The 21,583-nt window shown below is 75.4% G+C and carries 17 protein-coding genes; 14 read left to right on the top strand and 3 right to left on the bottom strand.

Annotated features, from left to right (window positions below; genetic code table 11):
• Window positions 1-6 precede the first annotated feature (6 nt).
• The 5 genes from V5O46_RS03565 to V5O46_RS03545 all read left to right on the top strand — a co-directional run bounded on the left by V5O46_RS03565 (window position 7) and on the right by V5O46_RS03545 (window position 8,257).
• Window positions 7-1,155 (top strand): ROK family glucokinase, encoded by a 1,149-nt coding sequence (locus V5O46_RS03565; RefSeq protein ID WP_332882907.1) that lies wholly within the window; start codon window positions 7-9, stop codon window positions 1,153-1,155.
• A complete protein-coding gene (locus V5O46_RS03560; protein ID WP_332882906.1) occupies window positions 1,152-1,718 on the top strand; it encodes a sugar kinase in 567 nt (188 codons plus the stop codon). The genes V5O46_RS03565 and V5O46_RS03560 overlap by 4 nt, the downstream gene beginning before the upstream one ends.
• Window positions 1,719-1,802: 84 nt before the next feature.
• Window positions 1,803-4,679, top strand: coding sequence for a DEAD/DEAH box helicase (locus V5O46_RS03555; protein WP_332882905.1), 2,877 nt, complete (start codon window positions 1,803-1,805; stop codon window positions 4,677-4,679).
• Window positions 4,680-6,334: 1,655 nt separating this feature from the next.
• Entirely contained in the window at window positions 6,335-7,600 is a 1,266-nt protein-coding gene (locus V5O46_RS03550) for an SWIM zinc finger family protein (protein WP_332882904.1), read from the top strand.
• 120 nt (window positions 7,601-7,720) lie between these two features.
• Window positions 7,721-8,257, top strand: coding sequence for a nuclear transport factor 2 family protein (locus V5O46_RS03545; protein ID WP_332882903.1), 537 nt, complete (start codon window positions 7,721-7,723; stop codon window positions 8,255-8,257).
• A 380-nt stretch (window positions 8,258-8,637) separates the two neighbouring features.
• Here V5O46_RS03545 and V5O46_RS03540 read toward each other — a convergent pair whose 3' ends face one another.
• Both V5O46_RS03540 and V5O46_RS03535 read right to left on the bottom strand, forming a co-directional pair.
• A complete protein-coding gene (locus V5O46_RS03540) occupies window positions 8,638-10,137 on the bottom strand; it encodes a PepSY-associated TM helix domain-containing protein (RefSeq protein WP_332882902.1) in 1,500 nt (499 codons plus the stop codon).
• A gap of 230 nt (window positions 10,138-10,367) precedes the next feature.
• A complete protein-coding gene (locus tag V5O46_RS03535) occupies window positions 10,368-11,051 on the bottom strand; it encodes a hypothetical protein (RefSeq protein WP_332882901.1) in 684 nt (227 codons plus the stop codon).
• Window positions 11,052-11,418: 367 nt separating this feature from the next.
• Here V5O46_RS03535 and V5O46_RS03530 point away from each other — a divergent pair, with 367 nt between their 5' ends.
• The 8 genes from V5O46_RS03530 (at window position 11,419) to V5O46_RS03495 (ending at window position 19,010) form a co-directional block, all read left to right on the top strand.
• Window positions 11,419-11,643 carry a heavy-metal-associated domain-containing protein gene (locus tag V5O46_RS03530; RefSeq protein WP_332882900.1) on the top strand — a complete coding sequence of 75 codons (225 nt, stop codon included), beginning with the start codon at window positions 11,419-11,421 and terminating at the stop codon, window positions 11,641-11,643.
• 224 nt (window positions 11,644-11,867) lie between these two features.
• Complete coding sequence (locus tag V5O46_RS03525; protein WP_332882899.1) at window positions 11,868-12,104, top strand: hypothetical protein; 237 nt, start codon at window positions 11,868-11,870, stop codon at window positions 12,102-12,104.
• 24 nt (window positions 12,105-12,128) lie between these two features.
• Window positions 12,129-14,465 carry a heavy metal translocating P-type ATPase gene (locus tag V5O46_RS03520; RefSeq protein ID WP_332882898.1) on the top strand — a complete coding sequence of 779 codons (2,337 nt, stop codon included), beginning with the start codon at window positions 12,129-12,131 and terminating at the stop codon, window positions 14,463-14,465.
• Window positions 14,462-14,983, top strand: coding sequence for a copper chaperone PCu(A)C (locus tag V5O46_RS03515; RefSeq protein ID WP_332882897.1), 522 nt, complete (start codon window positions 14,462-14,464; stop codon window positions 14,981-14,983). Before V5O46_RS03520 ends, V5O46_RS03515 begins: the two co-directional genes overlap by 4 nt.
• 358 nt (window positions 14,984-15,341) lie before the next feature.
• Window positions 15,342-15,566: a hypothetical protein gene (locus tag V5O46_RS03510; protein ID WP_332882896.1), complete on the top strand. Its 225-nt coding sequence runs from the start codon at window positions 15,342-15,344 to the stop codon at window positions 15,564-15,566.
• A gap of 340 nt (window positions 15,567-15,906) precedes the next feature.
• Complete coding sequence (gene pcaDC, locus V5O46_RS03505) at window positions 15,907-17,355, top strand: bifunctional 3-oxoadipate enol-lactonase/4-carboxymuconolactone decarboxylase PcaDC (RefSeq protein ID WP_332882895.1); 1,449 nt, start codon at window positions 15,907-15,909, stop codon at window positions 17,353-17,355.
• Window positions 17,356-17,525: 170 nt separating this feature from the next.
• On the top strand, window positions 17,526-18,161 hold the full coding sequence (locus V5O46_RS03500) for an MBL fold metallo-hydrolase (protein WP_332882894.1): 636 nt from the start codon (window positions 17,526-17,528) through the stop codon (window positions 18,159-18,161).
• A 69-nt stretch (window positions 18,162-18,230) separates the two neighbouring features.
• Window positions 18,231-19,010 carry an exodeoxyribonuclease III gene (locus V5O46_RS03495; protein WP_332882893.1) on the top strand — a complete coding sequence of 260 codons (780 nt, stop codon included), beginning with the start codon at window positions 18,231-18,233 and terminating at the stop codon, window positions 19,008-19,010.
• Here V5O46_RS03495 and V5O46_RS03490 read toward each other — a convergent pair.
• Window positions 18,935-20,779: an SGNH/GDSL hydrolase family protein gene (locus V5O46_RS03490; RefSeq protein WP_408648872.1), complete on the bottom strand. Its 1,845-nt coding sequence runs from the start codon at window positions 20,777-20,779 to the stop codon at window positions 18,935-18,937. The genes V5O46_RS03495 and V5O46_RS03490 overlap by 76 nt on opposite strands.
• A gap of 170 nt (window positions 20,780-20,949) precedes the next feature.
• Here V5O46_RS03490 and V5O46_RS03485 point away from each other — a divergent pair, with 170 nt between their 5' ends.
• Window positions 20,950-21,357 carry a DUF6278 family protein gene (locus V5O46_RS03485; protein ID WP_332882892.1) on the top strand — a complete coding sequence of 136 codons (408 nt, stop codon included), beginning with the start codon at window positions 20,950-20,952 and terminating at the stop codon, window positions 21,355-21,357.
• The last annotated feature ends 226 nt before the right edge of the window (window positions 21,358-21,583 follow it).

Raw genomic sequence — 21,583 nt, 5'->3', positions numbered from 1 at the left:
CAACCGATGAGCACCTACCGCGACCTCACCGCCCCCATCGGCTCCCGCCGGGCCACGGCCCTCAGAACCGTCGGCACCCGGGAGCGCCGCTCGCATCTGACGGCGCCCCGGGTGCCGACGGTGGGGATCGACATCGGGGGTACGAAGGTCATGGCGGGCGTCGTCGACGCCGACGGCAACATCCTGGAGAGGGTGCGCACCGAGACCCCGGACAAGTCCAAGAGCCCCAAGGTCGTCGAGGACACCATCGTCGAACTGGTCCTGGACCTGTCCGACCGGCACGATGTGCACGCCGTCGGCATCGGCGCGGCCGGCTGGGTCGACGCCGACCGCAACAGGGTGCTGTTCGCCCCGCATCTGTCCTGGCGCAACGAGCCCCTCCGGGACCGCATCTCCGGCCGGCTGTCCGTGCCCGTCCTGGTGGACAACGACGCCAACACCGCCGCCTGGGCCGAGTGGCGCTTCGGCGCGGGCCGCGGCGAGGACCACCTCGTCATGATCACCCTCGGCACCGGAATCGGCGGCGCGATCCTCCAGGACGGCCAGGTCAAGCGCGGCAAGTACGGTGTCGCCGGCGAGTTCGGCCATATGCAGGTGGTGCCCGGCGGCCACCGCTGCCCCTGCGGCAACCGCGGCTGCTGGGAGCAGTACAGCTCCGGCAACGCCCTGGTCCGGGAGGCGCGCGAGCTGGCCGCCGCCGACTCGCCGGTGGCCTACGGGATCATCGAGCACGTCAAGGGCCAGGTCTCCGACATCACCGGCCCGATGATCACCGAGCTGGCCCGCGAGGGCGACGCCATGTGCGTGGAGCTGCTGCAGGACATCGGCCAGTGGCTGGGCGTCGGCATCGCCAACCTCGCCGCGGCGCTGGACCCGTCCTGCTTCGTGATCGGCGGTGGCGTCAGCGCCGCCGACGACCTGCTGATCGGCCCCGCCCGGGACGCCTTCAAGCGCCACCTCACCGGCCGCGGCTACCGCCCCGAGGCGCGCATCGTCCGCGCCCAGCTCGGCCCGGAGGCCGGCATGGTCGGCGCCGCCGACCTCGCACGCCTGGTGGCCCGCCGGTTCCGCCGCGCCAAGCGCCGCCGGGTGGAGCGCTACGAACGCTACGAACGGTATGTCGAGGCCCGCCGGTCGGCCCGGGAGGCCCTGTGACCACCACGTTCCCGCACCAGACGGAGACACCGCACCCGGCCGGGGGCCGCCGCGTCGTCCGCCGCAGGGCGCTGACACTGCTCATCATCGTGCTGCTCATCGGCATCCCGGCCGGCTACCTGGTGATCTCCGCTGCGCAGAGCCGCGACAGCGGCCGGGACAAGGAGGAGAAGTACTCGGCGACCGGCATGACCGCCGGCTGGCCGTCGAAGCTCCAGCGCCGCCTCTACCAGGTCCCGGTCCCGCACCCGGCCGAGAAGGTCGCGTACTACGAGACGAACAACTGGAAGACCAGCCGCCTCTACGTCCAGTTCGAGACCAGCGACGTCGGGCTGGACGCCTTCCTGGCGAGCCTCGGCGTCGACCGGCACGACCTGCGGCGCGGCGACATCCCCATCAGCGACCGCGCCCAGCGCGTGACGGGCTGGGAGTTCGCCGGGACCGGCTCGTGGTGGGGTGTCTCCGACCGGCAGCAGAACCCGGCGCCCACCCGCGATGTGGTCGTGGACATGACCGCGACGGACCGTCCGATGGTGTACGTCGTCTCCCGCACGGTTCCCTGACCGGCGCCGGGGCCCGTTGTCAGACCCCGCCCGTAGAGTCGAAGACGACTGATCCGACCGGCGGAGCGGGAGGTGGCAGAAGGTATGCGCGACGGGACCGCGGTGGCCGCACCCGCCACCGGGACACCGGGAGAGCCCGACCCTGACCTGCCCCTGCGCCTCGCCGCCGTCTTCCTGCCCGCTCCGCTCCCTCGCGAGGGACGCGTGGCGTTCTGGGACCCGCAGGGCGAGACCCCGCCGCCCGCCGCCGACACCGAGCTCACCGTCGTCCGACGGCACGGTCCGGGCGTACACCGGCGCACCGCCCCGGCGCTGTCCCTCCCCCTCGACGCGGCGCTGCCCCTGCTGGTCCGTGCCCGGCACGCCCCGGCCGCCCACCCCGCCACCGCCTGCTGGGGCGCCGCCGCCCTGCACGGGTTGGGGCTCGCCGCGCGCGGCAGGCTGCTGCCCGGCCTGACACCCACCGGACACGACGCCTGGCGGGCCGGCCCGCTCGACCCCGACGACATCGCCCATCTGCGGGCGGTGGCCGCCGCCCTGCCCCCCGAAGGACATGCGGTCCCACTGGACGGTCCGGGCCCGCTGCGCCTTCCGGAGCCCCAGGCCCTGATCCGCTCCTTCCTGGACGCCGTCGCCGACACCCTGCCCCGCACCCCTGCCGCGGCGCTCGTCTCCGGCCGGCCGTTCGCCGCCCGCCCGGCCCAGCGCCTGCCCGAGGAGGCGCACGAGTGGGCCGCCGAGGTCGCCGCCGGCATGGACGCCGGCGTGCGGATCTCGCTCCGGCTGGACCTGTCGGCGTACGACCTCTTCGACGGCGAGGCCGAGGCGGAGGGAGGCGGGCGGCGGGCGGGCGCGGCCGTCGTCCAGGTGCACAGCCTCGCCGACCCCACCCTGGTGACCGACGCGGCGGACCTCTGGTCGGGCGCGGCCGACCCGGAGTTCGGACCGCGGGCGCGCGTGGACACCGCTCTCGCGGTGCGCCGCGCCGCCCGGATCTGGCCCCCGCTCGACCGGCTCGCCGACCAGGACGCACCCGACGTGCTGGCGCTGTCCGAGGACGAGGTGACCGACCTGCTGGGCATCGCGGCCACCCGGCTCGCCGCCGCCGGAGTCGCCGTGCACTGGCCCCGCGATCTGGCGCAGGACCTCAGCGCGAGCGCGGTGGTCCGGCCCGCGCCCGGCTCCGCGACCGACGGCACCGGCTTCTTCGAAGGTGAGCATCTGCTCCGGTTCCACTGGCAGCTCGCGCTCGGCGGTGAGGCGCTCACCGAGGCCGAGATGGACGCCCTCGCCGAGGCCCACCGCCCCGTCGTCCGGCTGCGCGATCGCTGGGTACTGGTCGACCCCGCCCTGGTGCGCCGGGCCCGCAAGCGGGACCTGGGCCTGCTGGACCCGGTCGACGCGCTGTCCGTCGCCCTGACCGGCAGCGCGGAGGTCGACGGGGAGACGGTGGAGGCGGTTCCGGTCGGCACTCTGGCCGCGCTCCGCGACCGGTTGGCGGCCGGCCCGCACCCCGCCGAGCCGCCCCCCGGTCTGCAGGCCACCCTGCGCGACTACCAACTGCGGGGTCTGGCCTGGCTGGAGCTGATGACCTCGTTCGGTCTCGGCGGCTGCCTCGCCGACGACATGGGCCTCGGCAAGACCGTCACCCTCATCGCGCTGCACCTCAAGCGGGCCCGCCCCGAACCCACTCTCGTCGTCTGCCCGGCCTCCCTCCTCGGCAACTGGCAGCGGGAGATCGCCCGGTTCGCACCCGGCGTCCCGGTCCGCCGCTTCCACGGCCCCGACCGCAGCCTGGACGGACCGACCGGCGGCTTCGTCCTCACCACGTACGGCACGATGCGCTCTGCGGCCCCCACGCTGGCCCGCCAGGACTGGGGCCTGGTCGTCGCCGACGAGGCGCAGCACGTCAAGAACCCGTACTCGGCGACGGCCAAGGCGCTGCGCACCCTCCCGGCGCCCGCCCGCGTCGCCCTGACCGGCACCCCTGTGGAGAACAACCTCTCCGAGCTGTGGGCGCTGCTCGACTGGACGACCCCCGGCCTGCTCGGCCCGCTGAAGTCCTTCCGCGCCCGGCACGCGCGTGCGGTGGAGACGGGTGAGGACGAGGAGGCCGTGCAGCGCCTGGCCCGCCTGGTCCGCCCGTTCCTGCTGCGCCGCCGCAAGTCCGACCCGGGCATCGTCCCCGAGCTGCCGCCGAAGACCGAGACCGACCATCCCGTGCCGCTCACCAGGGAACAGGCCGCGCTGTACGAGGCGGTGGTGCGCGAGTCGATGCAGGCGATCGGGACCGCCGAGGGCATGGGCCGCCGCGGTCTGGTCCTCAAGCTGCTGACCTCGCTGAAGCAGATCTGCAACCACCCCGCGCTGTTCCTCAAGGAGGACCGTCCGCAGCCCGGCCAGGTCCCGGGCGGCACCGACCGGCTGACCGCCCGTTCCGGGAAACTCGCCCTGCTGGACGAGCTGTTGGACACGGTGCTCGCGGAGGAGGGATCGGCGCTGGTCTTCACCCAGTACGTCGGCATGGCCCGGCTGATCACCGCCCACCTGACCGCCCGCGCGGTCCCGGTGGACCTGCTGCACGGCGGCACACCGGTCGCCGAGCGGGAGCGCATGGTGGACCGCTTCCAGGAGGGCGCGACCCCGGTCCTGATCCTCTCCCTGAAGGCAGCCGGGACGGGGCTGAACCTCACCCGCGCGGGCCATGTCGTCCACTTCGACCGCTGGTGGAACCCGGCGGTCGAGGAACAGGCCACCGACCGCGCGTACCGCATCGGCCAGACCCAGCCGGTGCAGGTCCACCGACTCATCACCGAGGGCACAGTCGAGGATCGCATCGCCGAGATGCTGCAGGCCAAGCGCGCCCTGGCCGAGGCGGTCCTCGGATCCGGCGAGTCGGCCCTCACCGAACTGACCGACCGTGAGCTGGCGGACCTCGTGTCGCTGCGGAGGACGTCATGACCGCCCGCCCCGCGGACGAGGCCCGCCGCGCCCTCCGCGCGGCCCGGGGACGACCCGACACGGGGCCCGCGGGTGCCGACGGCCCCACGGACCCGGCAGAGGACCGCCGCGCGGAGCCCCGGGCCGCCCGCTCCGGCGAGACCCGCGACCGGCCGACGGGACCGGCCGAGGCCGACGCGGAGCCTCGGAGCCCCCGTTCCGGCGAGGCCCCCCGCCCCGCCGACGCCGCCCGTGCGGCCCTCCGCCGCGCGGTGACCGCCGGGCGGGCCGTGGCGGAGGGGCAGCACGGGGAGGACCAGAGCCAGGGTCCGGAGAACTCGCCGGAGGCGCCGGACGACCCGCCCGAGGCACCGGAGACGGCCTCACCGACGTTCGACACGGGAACGGCCCTCACGCATGCGCCGGGCGGGGAGGTGCCGGTTCCGGGGTCGGGCGTCGTGTCGGTGCCGGGCGGGGGAGTGCCGCTTCCGGGGCCGGGCATCACGTCGGTGTCCGACGGGGGAGCGCCCGACCCGGAATCGGGCATCACGCCGACGCCCTCCGGGGCAGCGCCCGCCTCGGAGGGAGCCGCCACGCCGAGGACGGCCACACCGGCGCCCGACAAGGCGACGCCCGGCCCGGACAGCTCCCCGCCCGATCAGCCGCCGACACCCGCAGCCCGGCAGACCGGGACCCGCGCGGACGCCGCCACGCAGCCGTCCTCGCCGGAAGCCCCGCAGCGCCGCGCCGCCCGACCCGGTGACGTGGCGAGGGAGGCGCTGCGTGCGGCCCGCCGTGAGGCACCCGGGACAAGTGCGGACGCGGCGGAGGAGCCGGGAGCCGGTGCCGCGCGCCGCCCCAACCGCCGGACGGGAACCCCTTCCACGCCCGCGGGCCGCCCCCGCACCGGCGGCCCACGGACCCAGGATCCCCGCGCCCACGCCCTGCGGCAGATGCTCGCGGACGCGTTCCGGATGCCCTCCGACACGGAACCGACCACCCCTGCGGAGTCCTCAGCCCCTGCAGGACGGCCTGGCGGTCGTTCCGAGTCGGCCAGCCCCCTCGCCGACACGGACGCGGCTCCCCCGGGCGAACCCCCGACCACCGTCGCCGGATCGCCCGCCGGGAACTCCGAACCACCGGGCACCTCCGCCGACGGCGTGGCCGCCCACTCTCTGGGCCGCGTTCCCCCGGACGGCAGCGCCGGCGACGCAACGCCCGGGGACGTCGGGGCTGTCGGCGGAGGCGCGGAGGCTGACTTCGTCTCGGGGAGGGTTCCCGGTGGCCGGGGTGCTCGGGACACGAACCCCAGGGGCGCTGGCGCTGTCGGCGGAGGCGTTGCCCCGGAGCCCGTCCCCGTCCCGGGCCGCGTTCCCGGCGGAGGCGCTGCTCCGGACACTGCCCGGCCCCAGGGCCGCGTTCCCGGCGACGGAAGCGTCGGGACCACCGGACCCGGGACCACCGGACCCGGGACCACCGGACCCGGGACCACCGGACCAGGGACCACCGGACCCGGGACTGCTCGCGCGGGCGGCGGAGGCACCGTCCAGGGCGCCGGCACCCCCCGTGCGACCGCTCGCGCTCCCCGCGGAGGCCCCGAGCGGGACACCTCCCGTGCGGCCGGTGACGCCTCCCGGTCCACCGGGGCGCCGGCCTCGCAGCGCCTGCCGCGCTCGATGGCCGCCCCCGGCCGTGACGGGGAGCTGCGCCGGACCTTCCCGGCGTTCGAGTCCCGGGCCGCCGCCGGCGAGGAGATCGCCGGGACGTGGTGGGGCAACGCCTGGGTCACCGCGCTGGAGGCCGCCGCGCTGGACCCGAAGCGGCTGGCCAGAGGCCGCGGATACGCGGAGCAGGGCAGCGTCGATGCCATCACCGTGACACCCGGCCTCGTACTCGCCTACGTACAGGGCAGCCGTCCCCGGCCGTACCGGGTGCAGGTCCGGCTGCGCACCCTCGACGACACCGACTGGGAGCGGTTCCTGGACGCCGCTGCCGAGCGGCCCGGCCATATCGCTGCCCTCCTCGACAAGGAGCTCCCGCACTCCCTCGCCGACTGCGGCGTCCCTCTCCTCCCGGGCCCCGGCGATCTCGCCCCCCAGTGCAGCTGCCCCGACTCCGGCCACCCCTGCAAGCACGCCGCCGCCCTCTGCTACCAGACGGCACGCCTGCTGGACGCCGACCCCTTCGTGCTGCTCCTGCTGCGTGGCCGGGGCGAGCGCGAACTGCTCGACGCGCTTTCCCGGTTGAGTGCCGCCCGTGCCGCGCGCGCCGCCCAGGACCGGCCGGCGGCACCGCTGCCGGGCGTCCGGGCGAGTGACGCCTGGGCCGCTCCCGGAACCGGCCCGCTGCCCCCGCCGCTGCCCGCACCCCCGCACCCCGCGCAGCCCCCCGCCTACCCGGCCGTCCCGGGCGGCCCCGACCTCTTCGCGCTGGACCAGCTGGCCACCGACGCCGCCGCCCGTGCGCACGCCCTGCTCACCACAGGACGCGACCCGGTCGGCGAGCTCACCCTGTGGCAGGACGCCGTCCGGCTGGCCGCGGCCCGTCCCGGCTCCGGGCTCACCGCCACCACCCGGGCGATGTACGCCACGCTCGCCACCGCCACCGGACGCACCACCGCCGATCTGGCGCGCGCGGTGGCCGCCTGGCGCCAGGGCGGCCCGGCCGGGCTCGCCGTCCTGGAGGAGGCATGGGACCCGCCGGCCGGGCGATTCGACCGTGCCCGCCCCCTCCTGCTCGCCGCCGACCTCCCGGCGTTCCGCCCCCGGCGCAACACGCTCACCCACCCGCGCGGCCACACCCAACTCCGCCTGGGCCGTGACGGCCTGTGGTACGCCTACGAATCGGAACCCGGCCGGGACGACTGGTGGCCCCGCGGCACCCCCGACCTCGACCCGGTCGGCGCACTGACCGGACTGGGCGGATCGGCCGACGCCCACTGAACCCGCGGCATGCCGGGAGGCAGCACCCTCGAGCCCCTCCCGTGCGGCGCGCCCGGGTGGTGCTTTCGTGTCCCGCCCGGCATCCTGCGTCGTGTGGGGGCCACGTCCCAGGAGGAAGTCATGGCGGCCGTACCCGACCGGGCCGAGCAGGAGCGGGTCTGGGCCCTGCACACCGAGAGCGAGTTCGTCACGCTGGACCTGGACGCGGCCATGTCCACGATGACCGACACCCCGACCGTCCTCCATGTGCCCACCGCGATGGGCGCTCGAGGGCGCGATGAGGTGCGGGACTTCTACGGACGCTGGTTCGTGGGCCGCAATGCCGAGGACTTCGCGACCATCACGCTCGCCAGGACCGCGGACGGGCGGCGCATCGTGGACGAGATGATCGCGTCGTTCACCCATGACGTCGAGATCCCGTGGATCCTGCCGGGCGTCGCGCCGACCGGGGCCCGCATCAGCGTCCCCGTGGTGGCGGTCGTGGAGTTCGAAGGGACACTGATCGCCGGCGAGCACATCTACTGGGACCAGGCCTCCGTCCTGGCCCAGGCCGGTCTGCTGGAGCGCTCCCTGGTCTCCCGGCTGCCCGTGGTGACCGACCAGCCCGCTGCGCTGGCGCACGGCGATCTCAACACTCTGGCCGAAGGCACCCGCTGACAGGATCTCCGGGTTCACTCCCGCATCCCACCCCGTTCCGCCGCCGTCTGCCTTTCCAGGCCCGCTGGTTCCTGCAGCCGGAGTGCTCAGCAGGTTCGGGCGAAGTCCCCTGCGGTTCGGCAGCGCCATGAAGGGGCGCGGGCAACTGCGCGACCAGCCACGACGGCGCCGCGGACGAGCGACGGCACGGCGCGGCACTTCCAGCGGAACGCATGGCCGAGCTCGCCCTCCTCGCGGATGTCCACCCTGGCGGCGCGGTGCGTACGTGCCGGGGCGCCGCGGTGCAGTCCGCGAAACGCCGCGCGGCCCCCGCCGGTGAGTGCGGGGGCCGCGCAGCGGGGACGGGCCCGGAAGGGTGCGGACCCGGCAGGGCGTGGCCGTCAGGCGGCCGGTCCCGAGACGCGGGCGGCGCGCTGCCGACGGATCACCGCGAGCACTCCGTCCAGCGCCAGGAAGCCCAGCAGGGACCAGCCAAGCAGGGGGAACGCCCAGCCGACCGCCGCGGCCAGAGGTACCGCCACGACCAGGCCGGGCCACGGCAGCTGCCGCCATGCGCCACGCGCCGGCGGGCGGCCCACCAGGGCGCGGCCGGCACCCCGCGTGGGCCGGCGCTGCCACCACATGCGGTAGCCGAGCACGATGCCCGCGGTCAGCCCGAGGGCGATGACGGCGAGCACGATCTGGTTGGCCAGACCGAACAGGGTGCCCATGTGGGCGCGGACGCCGAGGGTGCTGAGCTTCGCGAGCACCGGCCACTCGGCCCAGTCGACCCGCGAGGTGACCTCACCGCTGTGCGGGTCCAGCGCCGCCCGGTCGAGGTGGACCGGCCACAGGCCGTCGGTCTGGGCGACCGTCCAGGCGCTGCCGTCCTCGGCGGGAACCCCGATCTCCACCGGACCGTCCAGACCGGCGGCGCGCGCCCGGTCCAGGATCTGGTCGACCGTCAGTCCCGCCGGGACGTCGCCGGGGGCGGTACCCGCGCCGGACTGCTCCGGCGCCGAGTGGTCGTGCCCCGCCGCGGCCGGGCCGGACGCGGCGGTGTCCAGCTCGGGCGGGTAGGCGCTCAGCGAGGTGCGCAGTTCGGTGAAGCGGGCGCCCGCGTACGCGGACCAGGTCAGGCCGGTGGCGCTGAGCACGAGCAGACCGACGGAGAGCCACACCCCGGTCACCGCGTGGAGGCTGCGGCTGCGCCGCACGCCCCGGGTCCCGCGTGCGGGCAGCACCGTGTTGCGCTTCGCCGCGCCCGCGTAGGTGCGGCGGCGTCCGAACCACAGCAGGAGACCGCCCAGGACCAGCACCCACAGCCAGCTCGCGGCGAGCTCCGAGTAGAGCCGGCCCGTCTCGCCGAGGTGGAGGTTGCGGTGCAGGTCGTCCAGCCAGGTGGCCAGGGGCGTCGAACCCCACCAGGTGGTCAGGGCACCGCGGACCTCGGCGGTGTACGGGTCGACGTAGACGGTGCGCTGCTTGTCCTGCTCGGCGAGCTCGGGGACGGACAGCACGACCTTGGTGGTGTGGTCCGGCGCCTCGGGCGGGACGACCGAGGCGACGGTGCCCTCGGGGTGGGCCTCCCGGACCGCGGCCAGCTGCTCGGCGAGCGGTCGGGGCGTCTCGCCGACCCTCTCCACTCGCAGCTGCTCGCCGTAGACGAGCTGGTCGAGCTGCGGCACTGCGGTGTACGCCAGCCCGGTCACCGCCGCGACCAGCAGGAACGGGGCGACCAGGACGCCTGCGTAGAAGTGCAGCCGGGTCAGCAGCGGCCACCAGCCGGACCGTATGCGCGCGGGGGCCGGGGTGCCGCCCGCGTCGTCGGGCGGCGGCGTGCCGCCGGGGGAGGCCGAGGGCGGGGTCCCCTCGGTGGAGGTGTCGGACGGGGTGTTCATGCTCGGGTTCAGCTCCTGCGGTCCGGAGGCTGCCCGGCCCGCCCGCGGGCGGCCGGGAGCTCGGTGTTCACTGCCGGAAGGGCACACGCGGCCGGCGGTCCGGACTCAGGGGAGCGGGCCGCGGCGCACGCGTGGGGACTCCCGCGCGCGGCCGGCGGTCCGGGGCGTGCGGGGTCGTGACGCCGGCCGGGCGAGAGGGGTGCGGGGCACTTTCCTCGGGACCGGCCGGATCAGGGAGTGAACGGCAGGGGCGGCCCGCGTCGGGCCAGGGTGTGTTCCAGCGTGCGGGTGCGGCACGGCACCGCGGTATCCGCACCGCAGCGCCGCGGCAGCCGGGGACGTGAGCCGTCCGGCCGGTTCCGCGCACCGCGGCGGAGCAGCTCCAGGGCGTGCAGCGCCGCAGACACGGGCGCACCCAGCAGCCGGCACAGCCGCCACACCAGGGCCTCCCCCTGGCGGAGCCACCAGGCGGCGCCCACCCCGGCGACCAGGTGGGCGAGCACCATGAGCGGGTCGAGGTGCGCGGAGTCCAGCAGAGTGCCCGACGACGCCACGCCCCCCTCGGAGGCTCCGGCGGCGGTCCGGCCCGCGTGGTGTCCCGCCGCGTGCGCGTGTCCGGCGGCGCCGCCGTGATGCGCGGCGGGCGACGCGGCCGGGTGACCGGGGCCGGCGAACGCGAACAGCAGGTGCAACGCGCCCTGGGCGAGCGTGACCGCCACGCCGAGCTGCGTCAGGGTGCGCTCGCGCCCGGCCAGGCGTCCGGCCGTGACGGCCACCGCCGCACCGCCGACGGCGAGCAGCAGCGGCGACGGAGGGTGCCCGCCGGCCACCCCGTGCCCGAGGGCCGCAAGCAGCACGCACACCAGGCTGAACGCCGCCGCCCGAGCGGCGCGGAGCGGGCCACGGTCGGCCATCGGTCCTCCTCGCGCTCATGACGGCTCACGTACGGTGCCGTACTCCTCGGGGATACGGCATACGGAATGCGGGCACCGATGGTTCAATCCCGGCCGCGCCGTGGGCGGCGCCGGCCGGGCGGGCTTGCCGTCCGAGCCCTCCCCGGCACGCGGCAACCGGACGGGAGCGGCGCGCACGACATGGGCCGGCTGAGACTACCGTGACCGAAAACGATCGCACCCGCGGGGTGCGGCTCCGCCGGGGCGTACTGCGGGCACAGGCACGCGGGCGCCGTGACCAGGACCGCCGCCGTCACGTACCACCGGCCACGGGGACGCCCGCGCTCGCCGACGACGCGCGGCGGCGCACGAGGACAGGAGCAGGTCCATGGCCGAGAGGACCTGCAGCGTGACCGGGATGAGCTGCGGCCACTGCGCGGCGAGCATCACCGAGGAGGTGAGGGGGCTCGCCGGAGTCGCCGAGGTCGACGTCGACCTCACGGCCGGAGCGGTGACCGTACGGGGGCGCGGTGTCGACGACGGGGCCGTGCGGGCGGCGATCGCCGAGGCGGGATACGAGGTGACCGGTGCCGGGCCCGCGGCTGCTGCCTGACCGAGGGCGTGGTGCAGGACGCCGCGCTCGGCTCCGGACCCCGGCCCGCGGCGGATGCGCACGGCCCGGCGACCGCCGGGCCGTCATGTGACCTACATCACAGGATGGCGCGGGAACTCCGGCTCACGGGGCCGCGACCACTGACCTGTGACGACGGCAACGGTGGATCGTGCGGTGGGCGCCCTCGCGGGCCGGACCTCCGGACCGGCAGCAGGAGGACGGTGATGGAAGACCCCACGCAAGCGTCTGCGCCGTCCGGGTCGGGCACGGCCCGGCGCCGGGCCGTGCCGCCGCCCGCGCTCTGCGGATTCCTCCTGCTGCTCGCCCTGGTCTTCACGGTGTCGTACGCGGTCGGTGCCGGGGCCGGGCCGGTCGCACCCGGCATGCACCGCTCCGGGTTCGGCGGTGACGGGGAGAGCGGCGGCGACGACGGATCACACGGATCACACGGATCGCACTGACATGAACCACGGGAGCGGCTGCTGATGGCGGCGGAAGGGGCGCCGTCCGCGCCCACGAACGGCACCCCGGTGCTTCTCACCACCGATCTGACCGTCGGTGGGATGACCTGCGGGGCCTGCGTGCGCCGGGTGGAGAAGAAGCTCGCGGGTCTGGAAGGCGTCACCGCGACCGTCAACCTGGCGACCGGGCGTGCCCGGGTCAGCCATCCGGCCGGCGTACCGCCGGAGCACCTGGTCACGGTGGTCGAACAGGCCGGGTACACGGCCACGTTGCCCCGGCCGTCACAGCCGGAGGGCGGGCGGGGGCGCGGGGCGGGGAACCCGGCGGCCGACTTCGGTCACCAGGACGCGGGTCCGCTGGACGCCTCCCGGCGGGACCGTGAACGACTGCTCATCACCGCGCTGCTGGCCGTGCCGGTGCTGGTGCTGTCGATGGTCCCGGCCTGGCAGTTCCGCAACTGGCAGTGGCTGTGCTTCGTACTGGCCGCGCCGGTCGCCGTCTGGGGCGCGTGGCCCTTCCACCTCCGGGCGGTGCGCGGGCTGCGGCACTCGGCGGCGACCATGGACACCCTGGTCTCGCTGGGCGTCGTGGCCTCCTTCGGCTGGTCGGCGTACGCGCTGTTCCTCGGCGGTGCCGGGGAGCCCGGCATGACGATGCCCTTCAGCCTGCTGCCCGAGGCCTCGCACGGCATGGCGCACGTCTACCTCGAGGCGGCCGTCGGCGTCCCGCTGTTCGTGCTCACCGGACGGCACCTGGAGGCGCGGGCCCGGCACGGCACCGGCGCCGCCCTGCGCTCCCTGGCCCGGCTCGCCGCCAAGGAGGTGGCGGTGCGGGAGCCCGGTGGAGCCGAGCGCCTCGTGCCCATCGAGGAACTGGCCGTCGGGCAGGTCTTCGCGGTACGGCCGGGAGAGCGGGTCGCCACCGACGGGGAGGTGGTGGAGGGTTCCTCCGCCGTGGACCTGTCGCTGGTCACCGGGGAGAGCGACCCGGTCGAGGTCCGGCCCGGCACGGCGGTGGTCGGCGGTGCCGTCAACGCCGGCGGTCTGCTGCTGGTGCGGGCCACGGCGGTCGGTGCCGGCACCCAGCTGGCCCGGATCACCCGGCTGGTGACGGAGGCCCAGGCCGGGAAGGCGAGGACACAGCGGCTGGCGGACTCGGTCGCGGGCGTGTTCGTCCCGGTGGTCCTGGCCCTGGCCGTGACCGTCCTCGGTTTCTGGCTCGGCGCGGGCGCCGAGCCGCAGGCGGCGATCACCGCGTGCGTCGCGGTGCTGGTCGTGGCCTGCCCGTGCGCGCTGGGCCTGGCCACCCCGACCGCGCTGATGGCGGCGACCGGGCGTGGCGCCCAGCTGGGCGTGCTGGTCAAGGGGCCGCAGGCGCTGGAGGGACTGCAGCACGTCGACGTCGTCGTCCTGGACAAGACCGGCACCCTGACCTCGGGGCACATGAGCGTCGCCCGGATCACCGCGGTCCCGGGCGGTCTGGGCCCGGACGAGGCGCTGCGGCTGGCCGGTGCTGTGGAGCAGGGGTCGGAGCATCCGCTGGGCCGGGCGATCGTGACGTACGCGAGCCGCACCCTGTCCGGGACCCGGCTGCCCGAGGTCACCGGATTCGCGGCTACGGCGGGCCGGGGCGTGCGCGGCCGGGTCGAGGGACACCTCGTCGAGGTGGTCGCCCCGGATCTCGGACTGCCCGCCGAACTGGCCGCCGCACTGCCGACGGCGGAGACCGCCGCGCACACGCCCGTCCTGGTCCGGGTCGACGGCGTGGACCAGGCCCTTGTCGAGGTCGGCGACGTCGTGCGGCCGGGCAGTTACCGTGCCGTGGACCGGCTGCGGCGCCTCGGTGTGCGGCCGGTGCTCGCCACCGGCGACCGCGCGGAGTCCGCCCGGGCGGTCGCGGACGCCCTCGGGATCGCGGACGTGCACGCGCGCCGCACTCCCGAGGACAAGGCAGCCCTGGTGCGGCAGCTGCGGGAGGACGGCTACCGGGTGGCGGTGGTCGGGGACGGCGTCAACGACGCCGCGGCGCTGGCCGGGGCCGACCTCGGCATCGCCATGGGCACCGGGACGGACGCGGCGATCGGCGCCGCCGACGTGACCCTGGTCCGCGGCGACATCGAGGCCCTCGCGGACGCCGTGCGGCTCGCCCGCCGCACCCTCGGCACCATCCGCGCCAATCTGCTCTGGGCCTTCGGCTACAACCTCGTCACCGTGCCGCTCGCCATGGTCGGCCTGCTCAACCCGATGGTGGCCGCCGCGGCCATGTCCGCCAGTTCCGTACTGGTGGTCGCCAACAGCCTTCGGCTGCGCGCCTGGCAGCCGGCGCCCGCCCGCACCCGGTCCCGCCGGAGTGCCCTGTGACCGGACACCGCTCCTGGCGGCCCACTCGGCGCCGCCTCACCGGCGCCCTCGCCGCCGCGCTGGCCCCCGTCGCCGCGTGCAGCGTCGCGCTGGGCGCGCTGACCACCTGGGTGAGCACCGGCAACGCGGGCAGCCCGCCCCGGGTCGTGGTCACCGACGGCAGGCTCTGGGCGTCCCTCGGCGACACCCCGGAGACCTCCGCCTACTTCCGGATCACCAACCTGGGAGGCGCGGACGACCGGTTGTTGAAGGTCACCTCCGGCGCCGTCACCGGCACACCCGCCCTCTACGGTCACCGCATGCTCACCGACAACACGGCGACGGACCAGGAGATCGACTCGATCATCGCCCCGGCCGGGCGGACGGTCGACATGTCCCCGGGCACCTACACCGTGATCCTGCCCGCGGACCGGGACCTGCGGCCCGGCGATCTGGTGCCGTTCACCCTCCACTTCGAGTACGAGGGACCGGTCCAGGTCCAGGCCCTGGTGCAGCCCGCGGGCACAGCGCCCTCCTGACCTGCCGCAGGCGGAACCCGCCCTGCCGGCCGAGGTGTTCGGGGCGCGCGGCGGGCGTGGAGCATCCGCCGGCCGGGGACCCGCTCATCGGCAGCCCGCCACCGGCAGCCGCCGGGCGGGACGCCGGGGCGCGTCGTCGCGGACGCACGCCGGGAGGGGCGGAGCAGTCTCTCCCGCCCTCTGCGGGGTCGCGCCGAGAGGCCGTCAGGTTCCCGCCGTCCGGTGTGAGATCGAGCATCGGACCCTCGCGGCTGATCCGTGGCGGACCGGGTATCACCCCGGCAGCCCCGGAGGCCGTCCGGGGCCCGTTTCCGGGCGTCACCGCGGTGGCGCCCCCGAGCGCGAGAGGTTGGCAACCATGAAGGAGACGGCAGGACCGAGCGGCCTGGAGCCGGTGGCGGCCTTCTGCGGCAACTGCGACTGCGGCTGCCCCCAGCTCTTCGTCGACCCCGCGGCGCCGGCCGACCGGCGGATCGTGCTGACCGACGACTTCGGCCAGCGGGTGCAGATGAGCGCGGACCAGTTCGCGGATCTCGTCGAGGACGCCAAGGCCGGCAAGCTCGACGGGGCGGCGCAGTCCTGACGGGCCGTCCCGGCTTCTCGGCGTCCTTCTGGCTCTCCGCCCCCGAGCGTCACCGTCGCCTCGTCCGGTGTCCGGTTCCTTGCCGTTCCGCTTCGCGGACGGCATGGACGCAGACGGCGTTCGCGGGGTCCGTCTGTACGATGCTCGAGCGTCTCGCCCGACGTACCTCGCCGACGGCGGTGTGCGGACCACCTGCTCGCCGTGTGGGCCGGGCACACGGACATGAGGCCGAAGAAGAGGTGGTACGTGAAGCCGGACGTGGCGGACCTGCCTCCAGCAGCGGAGGCTCGGGGGTCTCGCGGGGCGTGTGACAGATCGTGACAGATGAAGGTGTGAACCCGTGAGCGAGACCAGGACCAGCACGCTGCAATACCGCTTCGACGGGCCGGAAGACGCCCCAGTCCTGATCCTGGGACCGTCCCTCGGTACCACCTGGCACATGTGGGACCGTCAGGTCCCGGAGCTGGCGCAGCAGTGGCGGGTCTTCCGCTTCGACCTGCCGGGACACGGCGGAGCCCCGGCCAGTCCTGCGGGCTCCGTCGCCGAGCTCACCGCGCGTCTGCTGGCCACCCTCGACGGGCTCGGCGTGCCGCGGTTCGGGTACGCGGGCTGCGCGCTCGGCGGTGCGATCGGCGTCGAACTGGCGCTGCGTCACCCGGAACGGCTCGCCTCGCTCGCGCTGATCGCCGCATCCCCGCGGTTCGGCACCGCCGACGAGTTCCGGCAGCGCGGCGTGATCGTCCGCTCCAACGGGCTCGACCCCATCGCCCGTACCGCACCGGACCGCTGGTTCACCGGAGGGTTCTCCGCCGCACAGCCGGCGATCACCGAGTGGGCCGTACAGATGGTCCGCACCACCGACCCCGGCTGCTACATCGCCGCGTGCGAGGCGCTCGCCGCCTTCGACGTCCGGCCGGAGCTGGGCCGCATCGGTGTGCCGGCCCTGGTCCTGGTCGGCTCCGAGGACCAGGTCACCGGACCGGCCGAGGCCCGCACACTGGTCGCCGGGATCCCCGACGCCCGCCTCGCCGTCGTCCCCGGCGCCTCTCACCTGGTACCGGTCGAGCAGCCCGCGGCCGTCACCGACCTGCTCGTGCGGCACTTCGCCACCGCCTGGCAGCCCGCCTACGACACCGGCACGGGCACCGGGCAGACCGCGATTCCCGGCACGGCGGCCCAGCCGGTCCCGGCCGCACCGCCGTATCCGGACGACACCGTCGAGCCCGCCCCGCCCGGCAAGGCGCTTCAGCCCGGGCAGCCCGGGCGGCCGGTCCAGCCCGGCCATCCCGATCAGGGCGTCCAGCCCGATCAGTTCGTCCAGGCGGCCCCGTCCGCCCCGCCGTCCCCTCCCGCCGGCCCGGTCGCCGAGACCGCCCCGGCCGCCGTACCACCGCAGGTGCAGGGTCGGCCCGACCCGTACGAGACGGGGCTCAAGGTGCGGCGCGAGGTGCTCGGGGACGCACACGTCGACCGTGAGCTCGCCGGGGCGGACGAGTTCTCGGGCGACTTCCAGGATCTGCTCACCCGCTACACCTGGGGCGAGATCTGGGACCGGCCCGGCCTGGACCGCCGCACCCGGAGCTGCGTCACCCTCACCGCGCTGGTCGCCGGCGGCCACCTGGAGGATCTCGCCCCCCACACCCGGGCCGCCCTGCGCAACGGTCTCACCCCCGACGAGATCAAGGAGGTACTGCTCCAGGCGGCCGTCTACTGCGGTGTGCCGGCGGCGCACCGCGCCTTCCGGGTGGCGCAGCAGGTGATCCGGGAGGAGACGACCCCCACGGAGTGACCCGGCCGGACCGGAGCCGGTCCGGCTCCGGCGGGCACGGCCGCGGTGGCCTCGCCCGGCACGGCCCCGGCAGGCACGGCCGGGCGAAACAGGCCCGGGGCAAGGGGCAGGACCGGGGCCGGGCAGGGGCCCGAGCGGCCCGCCCCCGCCGATCGCGGCACGATGGGACCATGAAGCTCACGAAGAAGTCCCACGCCTGTGTCCGGCTGGAGAAGGACGGCCAGACCCTCGTGCTGGACCCCGGAGGGTTCACCGAGGAGGACGCCGCGCTCGGTGCCGACGCCGTCCTCGTCACCCACGAGCACCCCGACCACTTCGACGAGCTGCGGCTGCGCGCCGCCATGGAGATCAACCCGGCCGCGCAGATCTGGACGCTGAGGTCGGTCGCCGAGAAGATCGCCGCCGCGTTCCCGGGCCGTGTGCACACCGTCGGCCACGGTGACACCTTCACCGCCGCCGGCTTCGAGGTGCAGGTCCATGGCGAGCTGCACGCGGTGATCCACCCCGACATCCCCCGGATCACCAACGTCGGCTATCTGATCGACGGCGGCAGGGTCTTCCACCCCGGCGACGCGCTCACCGTCCCCGACCACCCGGTCGAGACGCTGATGCTGCCGGTGATGGCCCCCTGGAACAAGATCTCCGAGGTCATCGACTACGTCCGCGAGATCCGGCCGCGGCGCGCCTACGACATCCACGACGCGCTCCTCACCGACCTCGCCCGCCCGATCTACGACCGTCAGATCGGGCAGCTCGGGGGTGCCGAACACCTGCGGCTGACCCCCGGCGACTCCGCGCAGCTGTGAGGCCGGGCTCCCGCGTGCGCGGGCACCGGGCGGTCGGCGTTGTCGGACCCGCCCGGTAGGTTGTGAGACATGCGCATCGCGACCTGGAACGTGAACTCGATCACCGCCCGCCTGCCGAGGCTCCTGGCCTGGCTGGAGAGCAGCGGCACCGATGTGCTGTGCCTGCAGGAGGCCAAGGTGGCCGAGGAGCAGTTCCCGGCCGACCAGCTGCGCGAGCTGGGCTACGAGACGGCGGTCCACGCCACCGGCCGGTGGAACGGCGTCGCGGTGCTCTCCCGCGTCGGCCTGCAGGACGTCGTGAAGGGCCTGCCCGGCGACCCGGGCTTCGACGGCGTGCAGGAGCCCCGCGCGATCTCCGCCACCTGCGGCCCGGTCCGCGTCTGGTCGGTGTACGTGCCCAACGGCCGCGAGGTGGACCACCCGCACTACGCGTACAAGCTCCAGTGGTTCGAGGCCCTGCGCGCCGCCGTGGCCGGCGACGCGCAGGGCGCGCGCCCCTTCGCCGTGATGGGGGACTACAACGTGGCGCCGACGGACGACGACGTCTACGACCGCGCCGCCTTCGAGGGCGCCACCCATGTCACCCCGGCCGAGCGCGCCGCCCTGGCCGCCCTGCGCGAGGCGGGCCTGTCCGACGTGGTGCCGCGCCCGCTGAAGTACGACCAGCCGTTCACCTACTGGGACTACCGCCAGCTCTGCTTCCCCAAGAACCGCGGCATGCGCATCGACCTGGTGTACGGCAACGAGGCGTTCGCCGAGGCGGTCAAGGACGCCTATGTCGACCGCGAGGAGCGCAAGGGCAAGGGGGCCTCGGACCACGCCCCGGTCGTCGTGGACCTGGACGTCTGACCCGCGGGCGCCAGCAGCGCCGGTGCCACCGACTCCGCCAGCGCCGCCAGCCCCGTGTCACCCGGATGCAGATGGTCCCCGCTGTCGTAGGCGGGCAGCATCCGTGCCGGGCGGGCCGGGTCGCGCACCACCGCGTCGAAGTCGAGCACGGCGTCGAACACCCCGCCGCCGCGGAGCCAGTCGTTGACCGCGGTCCGCTCGGCGTCGACGGCGGCCGGGCACCCGGCCGAACCACCGCACGGCAGGATCGTCGCCGCCAGCATCCGCACGCCCCGAGCCCGCCCCCGGTCCGCGAGCTGCCGCAGTCCCGCGATCACCTGCTCCGCCGGAGTCCCCGCCCGAAGGTCGTTGACCCCCTCGAACACCACCGCGGTCCGTGGCGAGCTCTGCGCCAGCACGTCCCGGTCGAACCGGTTCACGGCGCTCACCCCGGCGGTGTCCGTGGAGACCCCGTCACCGGGGTAGCGGTCGGTGACCACCCGGTTCCCCGAGATGCCCTGGTTGAGCACGCCGAAGCGGGGCACCGCGCTCTGCTCACGCAGCCTTCCGGCCAGCACGTCGGGCCAGCGCCGGTTCGCGTCGAGGGTGGACCGGGAGCCGTCCGTGATCGAGTCGCCGAGCAGCACCACCGACCCCGGCCCGCCCCCGACGTCCACCCCGGTCAGCAGCGGCCAGCTGGTGAGCACCGAGGTGTACGCCGTCGCCGAGGCGTCCGCCGTGTGGTCACCCGGCTCGCTCAGATACGACCGCTGTACCGCGAGCCGGTGCACCGGCGCCGCCGCCACCGTACCCGGCAGCCAGAAGCTCACCAGCAGATTCGCGCCGCCCGGCACCGGGAAGGCGAGCGGATCGCTGTACGCCTGCGCCCCGGCCGGGATCTCGGCCCCCGCCGCACCGCCGAACGTCAGTCCCACCGGCACGCCCCGCGCCGCCGCGCCCGCCGACTGCACCGCCACCGCTGCGCGCCCGATCCGCACCGGTGCCGATGCGAACGTGTTGTCGAAGCGCACCCGCACCCGCGGCCCGCCCGCCGACGTGTGCACCACCAGCCGCAGCGTCCGTCCCGTCCACGGTCCCACCGCCGGATACCCCGACGTGGACGCCGCCCAGCTGCCGGTCCAGCCCCGCCCGGCGTCCCGCACCGACAGCGCGAACACGTGCAGTCCCGGGGCCCGCGGCAGCCGCACCGCGACCACGTCGCGTTCCGCCGGCAGCGGCACGGTCACCACGTACAGCCGGACCCGGGCGGCGAGTTGTCCCCCCGGCGTGTTCACATGCGGCAGTGCCACCGCCTTGGTGGCGAGCGGCCCGGTGCGCCAGTCGGGCGCGGTCAGCCCGTACCCGGAGCGCCTGCCGTCCGCGTACGCCACCTCGCCCGCGCCGCCCACGGCACCGTCGCCGGTGCCCGCCACCAGGAAGGCGAGCGCGTCCCCGCGCCCGGTGACCCGCACGTCCTGCCCGTCGGCGCGCACGTTGTCCGGCGCGCCCGCCCGCCACCCCGGCCAGACCAGCCGGGCGCCCTGCACGGTCAGCGTGCGTCCCGGGGTCCAGCCGGCGGCGGCCAGGTCCTGCGCCGACACGGAGGCGCCCGCGCCGTCGAAGTCCGCCTCGCCCGGCCGGGCGTCATCGCTCACGGCCGTGTTGTCGAACAGTCGCTCGAGGGGCAGTGGCCCGGCCCGCTCGGCCGCGTCCGCCCGCCCACCGCCCGGCACCAGTACCACCAGCAGGGCCAGGGTGACGACCGCGGAACACACGCCCCCTCGGCGCACCGCCGCTCTCCTCCCGCCGACCCGCGCATGAGTCACCCGCAGCAGTGCGACGCTAGAGAGCCGCCCGTGGTCCGTCAACGAGCCATGCGGGACCGGGAGGTGATCCCGCCCGAAGGTGACCCGCCGCGCGCCTGTGGTGCGCAAGCGGGTACGAATGACAGGCTGGAGGTATGAACATCCCTTTCCTGGGCAAGCGACGCGATCGCAGCGGAACGCCCGACGCCGAGGGCATCGCGGACCTGCTCGCCGAGTGCGACCTGCTGCGCTCCCAGGCGGACCGGGAGGGGGTGCGGCTCGACGACTCGGTGGCCTCGCTGGAGGCGCTCGACCAGCTGGTGCCGCGCTGGCGGGACGACGAGGAGACCCAGTCGTGGCTGGGCAACGACGCCGGCCTGTATCTGGGCACCGTCATCGTGCGCACCGTGCCGGGCGCGGCCTGGCGGATCAGGACCGACGGCCAGCCCGTCGTCCGGCTCGCCTCCGGCCGGGAGTTCGACGTGGTGGCCTCGGGTCATGCGTGGGCGGCCAGCGGGGTGCCCGAGCTGTCGCAGCGGTATGCGGAGGTCTCGGAGCCGTGAGCGGGCACTGCCACCGCGAGTACGCGGCAAATCCGGCAATAGTGGACAAATAAGGTCCAATGCCGGTAAATACGGTTAATCTCGGAAAGTTGCGTGTCGGTCGTGCGAGGCGGTCCGCTCCGGATACGTTGCGGCCATCGGGACACCGCCGAGAAGGAGGGCCGGCACCGCTGTCGATCCGTTGAACCGAACCCCCTGCCCGCCGGCGGCAGCCGCAGATCACTGC

Source organism: Streptomyces poriticola (assembly GCF_036689765.1).
Classification (GTDB): Bacteria; Actinomycetota; Actinomycetes; order Streptomycetales; family Streptomycetaceae; genus Streptomyces; species Streptomyces poriticola.
This window is presented reverse-complemented; position numbering and strand designations above follow the sequence as displayed.